The 4,959-nt window shown below is 51.8% G+C and carries 4 protein-coding genes and 2 pseudogenes; 1 reads left to right on the top strand and 5 read right to left on the bottom strand.

Features of this window, described 5'->3' with window-relative positions:
- Window positions 1-209 (top strand): annotated as a pseudogene (locus PKX57_RS11225) (TIGR00341 family protein); the annotation flags it as partial.
- 847 nt (window positions 210-1,056) lie between these two features.
- On the opposite strand, the gene PKX57_RS11220 reads toward PKX57_RS11225, so the two are convergent.
- The 5 genes and pseudogenes from PKX57_RS11220 to PKX57_RS11200 all read right to left on the bottom strand — a co-directional run.
- Complete coding sequence (locus tag PKX57_RS11220; RefSeq protein ID WP_214047675.1) at window positions 1,057-1,713, bottom strand: class II glutamine amidotransferase; 657 nt, start codon at window positions 1,711-1,713, stop codon at window positions 1,057-1,059.
- Window positions 1,714-1,715: 2 nt separating this feature from the next.
- Window positions 1,716-2,315, bottom strand: coding sequence for a pyridoxal 5'-phosphate synthase glutaminase subunit PdxT (pdxT, locus tag PKX57_RS11215; RefSeq protein WP_213921509.1), 600 nt, complete (start codon window positions 2,313-2,315; stop codon window positions 1,716-1,718).
- A 3-nt stretch (window positions 2,316-2,318) separates the two neighbouring features.
- Window positions 2,319-3,197: a pyridoxal 5'-phosphate synthase lyase subunit PdxS gene (gene pdxS, locus PKX57_RS11210; RefSeq protein ID WP_213921510.1), complete on the bottom strand. Its 879-nt coding sequence runs from the start codon at window positions 3,195-3,197 to the stop codon at window positions 2,319-2,321.
- Window positions 3,187-4,515, bottom strand: coding sequence for a nicotinate phosphoribosyltransferase (locus PKX57_RS11205; protein WP_213921511.1), 1,329 nt, complete (start codon window positions 4,513-4,515; stop codon window positions 3,187-3,189). Before PKX57_RS11205 ends, pdxS begins: the two co-directional genes overlap by 11 nt.
- A 187-nt stretch (window positions 4,516-4,702) precedes the next feature.
- Window positions 4,703-4,959: pseudogene (locus PKX57_RS11200) on the bottom strand (hypothetical protein); the annotation flags it as partial.

The following is a 4,959-nucleotide window of genomic DNA, read 5'->3' as shown; positions in this document are numbered from 1 at the left end:
CAGGGTTCTCCGGGGCGATACTCCTGTTTTTTGTGAACATAGTCTGTGTGAACCTGGCATCAATAATCACGTTCAGGCTTCAGGGAATCGAGCCTCGCACTTGGTGGGAGGCGAACAAGGCGGGCAAAGCCGTCAGAGTGACGATCCTGGGCTGGCTGGTAATTCTGGGGCTGCTCGTTCTTTCGCTTTATTTGAGCAGATTACTGTGAGATGCGAAAGGATGTGGAAGCATAACACGTTTTGCCGTTCGCAAAGTTCTTAAATCAGACCCAGGCTCGACGGGAAATAGAAACGGAATGAAAAACTTTCTTCTTTCCCGTTGTATCGCACTGCGATCTGGCATCTCAACCGTACTTGGAAAGAGCGGTTGTTCGTTGTTAGTTAAGGAGCTTGAGAAGAGGAGAGAGGGCGAGACTGAAGAGATGCGAAGATTCTCGTCTTCTCGTGAGTGAAGCGAACTCTCGAATGCGCTCTTTCCCGGCCCTTATCAACAACCGTTCTTATCACTCGAAAGAATTGAGTAGTTCATTCAGAAAGTCTGCTACTGTTATGGTCAGATCATCCTGGACTAATCCCAAATCGATATTCACACCGGCGTGATTTTTGTCTTTGGCATGGTACAGCCGAACCGGCACTTCGGAAAGCTGGAGTTTCTGAGCGAAGTCACTGGAAATTTCCTCTGACTCTATACGTTCGCCGGCATAAACTATCAGGAAAGGGGAAATTGATTTTCCCGGAGCAACATGATTGATTGGCGAAGCATCATCCCATAACGGTACGCAGGTGAAAGGATTATCTCGGGAATAGATAACGGCGCCAGAAGAAGTTTTTATCTTTTATTGAAAACACCGAAAAGCCAATGATTCATACAGTCGGAATTAAAGGCGTTTCCGGTAAGGAAGAGATGCCGAATTGGGGCCCGACGCAGCCGGAAGGCAGGAACAGGAGCCGCTGTTATTGGTGAGGGGTGAATACGCCAACAACCAAGAACCTGGACGCGCAGCGTCGGAACAACCGCTCTCCTGCTCTTTCCAAGGACGGCTCTTAACGCTCACTTCACAGGACCAGCGATTCTCCGTTGGCGATCTCCCTCGATCCGGCCGGTAAACCGGAAAAGCTTTCCACAGGTTCGCTCGCGACTATTTTAAGACCTTCCCTTTCGTAAAGGTAAAGTCCGTGGTCGAGGTCGTTTTTCTCCGAGTTCAGTCTCAATATCCAGATACTTTCGAAATCCGTCAAAAAAGCGTTGAGCGAAGTGTAGCAAAAATTGTCCGCCACGAACCCGGCAGCCCTGCCAAGTGCCTCGGCAGGGCTGAACCTTTCCATATGACTCAAAACAAGTTCGAAATATCTCTGGGTATCGATCGTTCCGGGAGCACTGGCGAAATCGAAGACCGTCCCGTTATGGCAGAAGGCGTAGTTTTTCCCCTTCACGACACCGTAGAAAGGGTGAACGTGGTCGGGATTGACAGAGTATCCCGGGGAAGCCTTACGTGCGTGTACGATCCCCAGCCTGCTTTCGATCAGCGGTGGGTCGGCTTCACAGATGGATCGGACAGAGTTGTATCTCAACCTTTCTCCGCCGGCCATCGCAAGACCGAAGCCATCGCCGTGAGGGTTGTTCAGACCCTCTCTGGCCATGTTCCGAAGTATATCAACGATCTCGAGCGATTCTATTTTAGTCGGGCTCTTGAAAGCCAGCATCCTACACATGATTACATCCTGGGTATCGCATTCTCGACGCTGTTTCCGACCATGTCCATAAAGTATCTCTGGAGTCTTACATCGTCCGTCAGCTCGGGATGAAATGAAGCGGCCATGATGTTTCTCTCTCTTACAAGCACGGGTGTTCCCCCGAAACAGGCCATCACTTCGACCTCTTTGCCGGTGGTCGCGATTTTAGGCGCTCTTATAAAAACAGCCCTGAAGGGAACGTCTCCGAAGTAGCTGACGTACAGGTCGGCCTCGAAGCTGTCGACCTGTCTTCCGTAACCGTTTCTCTCGATCGTGACATCCAGAACGCCCAGGGTGTCCTGCGCGGGGTAGTTCTCTATTCCCTTCGAGAGGAGGATCATGCCGGCACAGGTGGCGAAGACCGGCATGCCCGAATTTATCCTTTCTCTTAGTGGTTCCCAGATTGCAAATCTCTTCAGCAGCTTCGTCATGGTGGTCGATTCGCCGCCGGGCATTATCAAAGCCTCGACTGTTTTGAGCGCGTCGCTATCTCTTATCCATACGGCCTCATGACCGAGTTTCTTAATTACAGCCAGGTGCTCTTGAATATCTCCCTGAATACCGAGGACTCCGATTTTCAATTTTTACCAGCCTCTCTCTTCCATACGGACTTCGAGCTTGCCGATCTCCAGGCCTTCCATGGCGTCTCCCACATCTTCGGAGATCTCCGCCAGTCTGTGCGGGTCGTTGTAGTAAAGAACGGCCTCGACTATGGCTTTGGCCATTTTCGCCGGATCTTTCGATTTGAAGATGCCCGATCCCACGAACACCCCGTCGCAACCGAGCAGCATCATGAGCGCGGCGTCGGCCGGTGTGGCGACTCCGCCGGCCGCAAAGTTGACCACCGGGAGTCTACCGAGTTCCCTCACCTGGCTCAGTATTTCGACCGTAGCCCCTATCTCTTTGCCGTAGTGAACGAGCTCGGCGTCGTTCATCATCTGAACCTTTCTCACTTCTTCGTTGACGGTTCTCATGTGCTTGACGGCCTCTATTATGTTTCCCGTGCCGGCCTCGCCCTTGGTCCTTATCATGGCCGCGCCTTCGGATATCCTTCTAACGGCCTCTCCGAGGTTTCTCGCGCCACAGACGAACGGCACCGTGAAGAGTCTCTTATCTATGTGGTACCTGTCGTCGGCCGGGGTCAGAACCTCCGATTCGTCGATGAAGTCAACTCCAATGGCTTCCAGTATCTTCGCCTCGGCGATGTGTCCTATGCGGGCCTTGGCCATCACCGGGATGGAGACCGATTCCATGATCTCTTTTATAAGACCGATCTTTGCCATCCTGGCTACTCCGCCTTCTTTTCTTATATCGGCCGGTACTCTCTCAAGCGCCATAACTGCAACTGCGCCGGCTTCCTGAGCGATTCTCGCCTGCTCGGGATTGGTAACGTCCATGATCACGCCGTTTTTGAACATTTCGGCGAATCCTTTTTTCACAGTCCACGTTCCCTTAACTTCCATGTTCAACACCTCTCTTTTTATTGTCATTCCAGTAATCGCTTTCAACACGGGATAACCTCGAAAGATCACCCTTTCCCCTTCCGACTTTTGCGCAGGGTCGGCCATCGACTTCCACGATGTCCGCGGTGAAGTCGAGTTTGTCCTTCAGAAGCGACGAACCCACGCCGTAAACGTCGGCCGGGACTTCGAGCTTTTCGAAGAGATCGATCTTCTCGGCGGTGAATCCGCCTGAGACGATTATTTTCAGGTCATGCATACCGTTTTTATCGAACTCTTCTCTGGCTCTCCAGACGAGCTCCGGGCAGACCCCGAGCGAGGATCTGTCCTTGGGAACCACCGATTTATCCCTAAGGCTGCCGGATGTGTCGAACCTCACGCCCCAGACTCTGCCTTTACCCGTACCTATAACGGGCGAAGGATCTGTCTGGCCCAGAGTGAATTCTCTCCCGGTGAGGGCCGTGTAAGCCTTCGCCACGACATCGTAAGTGGTGCCTATCACGTCGTTGTTCCAGTCAACCAGTACTATCCTGTTCACTTTAGAGTCTATGTATTTGTCGAATTCCAGAGCTGCCTGTGCCGTGTCGCCACCGTAGACGGCTATTAGGGCGTGCGGTATGGTTCCCATGCTCTCGACGCCCCAGTAGTCGGCGTTGGCGTCGGTTGATACGCCGAAGGCACCGGCTTTGAGAGCGGCATATCCGTCGGTAGCCTGGGTCCAGAAGTGATCGAAACGGGCGCTGAAGAAGAGGATCTCTTTTCCCCTTGCAGCCTTGACCACCGATTTCACGGCCGTTGCAGTTGAAGAGGCCCTTGCAATGACACCGAGAAGTATAGTCTCCAGATATCCGAAGTAGCGCGGGTCACCTTCCACGGTCATTATCGGTTCCATATCCCGGGCTTCATCACCGTCGTACAGAGCTTCAACATCTAGCTCTTCCCATCTATCCTGCCAGAGATCGTTCAATTTCATCTTGAGATCCCATTTCCATGAGGAAAGCTCGACAAGGGCTTCACGATCCATGTCCCATGCGGCGTGGTTTATCTGCTTTTCGACTTCGAGTATTTCTTCGAAAAGCCCTTTGGCGCGTCCCTCATCGGCATAGTAGCCGGTTCCGAACCGCAGTATTGCCAGCGCTTCATCGATGCCGACGATGGTGGCATCCCTTCTGGGAAAAAACTGGTACAGCACTCTGGTGCTCTTGTTTGCGCATTTCAAAACTTCGACAAGCCTCGTGAAATATTTGTCGGAGTAGTAGCCGGCCCTCATCTTGTCGATGGGGACTTTGAACACTCTGGGATCGAGCCTGAGCTTCTCCATAGATGCCCCCTGCATATTTATGTGAATCGCCTTCGACTCAACATCAAAACACACCGGAAAAGAGCCCCGGTAACCTGATTATATAATAATAAGATAGTTTCGGCTTGTTGGTTTTGTTAATTGCAACGGGTCGGAGCGATCCAAAAGAAAACCGGCCTTACGGCCGGTCTCCTTCGTTGTTATTCCATCATATCCAGTCGATGGAAATCTTCGACATATCCGACTTGACGTTTATCTGGCAGGTAGATGAAGCACGATCGATGTTGGTCGATACGTAGCCCCTTTCTCTCTCCATAAGATTGTTGAAGTTGCTCCAGTTGAGTTCGCCCTCGTGGACTATGCTTATGCCGACATCCTTCGGAACTCTTATGTTGAGGGAGGTTACCTCACAATCGATGTCTATTATGCAATCTCTGAGCGTCGATGGAATTATGGAGAGTCTCG

This window comes from Mesotoga sp. (genome assembly GCF_035363035.1).
Taxonomy (GTDB): domain Bacteria; phylum Thermotogota; class Thermotogae; order Petrotogales; family Kosmotogaceae; genus Mesotoga.
This window is presented reverse-complemented; position numbering and strand designations above follow the sequence as displayed.

Excerpts from the sequence above, each read along its gene's own strand:
- PKX57_RS11220 (WP_214047675.1), bottom strand. The coding sequence starts at position 1,713 with ATGTGTAGGATGCTGGCTTTCAAGAGCCCGACTAAAATAGAATCGCTC.
- pdxS (WP_213921510.1), bottom strand. The coding sequence starts at position 3,197 with ATGGAAGTTAAGGGAACGTGGACTGTGAAAAAAGGATTCGCCGAAATG.
- PKX57_RS11205 (WP_213921511.1), bottom strand. The coding sequence starts at position 4,515 with ATGGAGAAGCTCAGGCTCGATCCCAGAGTGTTCAAAGTCCCCATCGAC.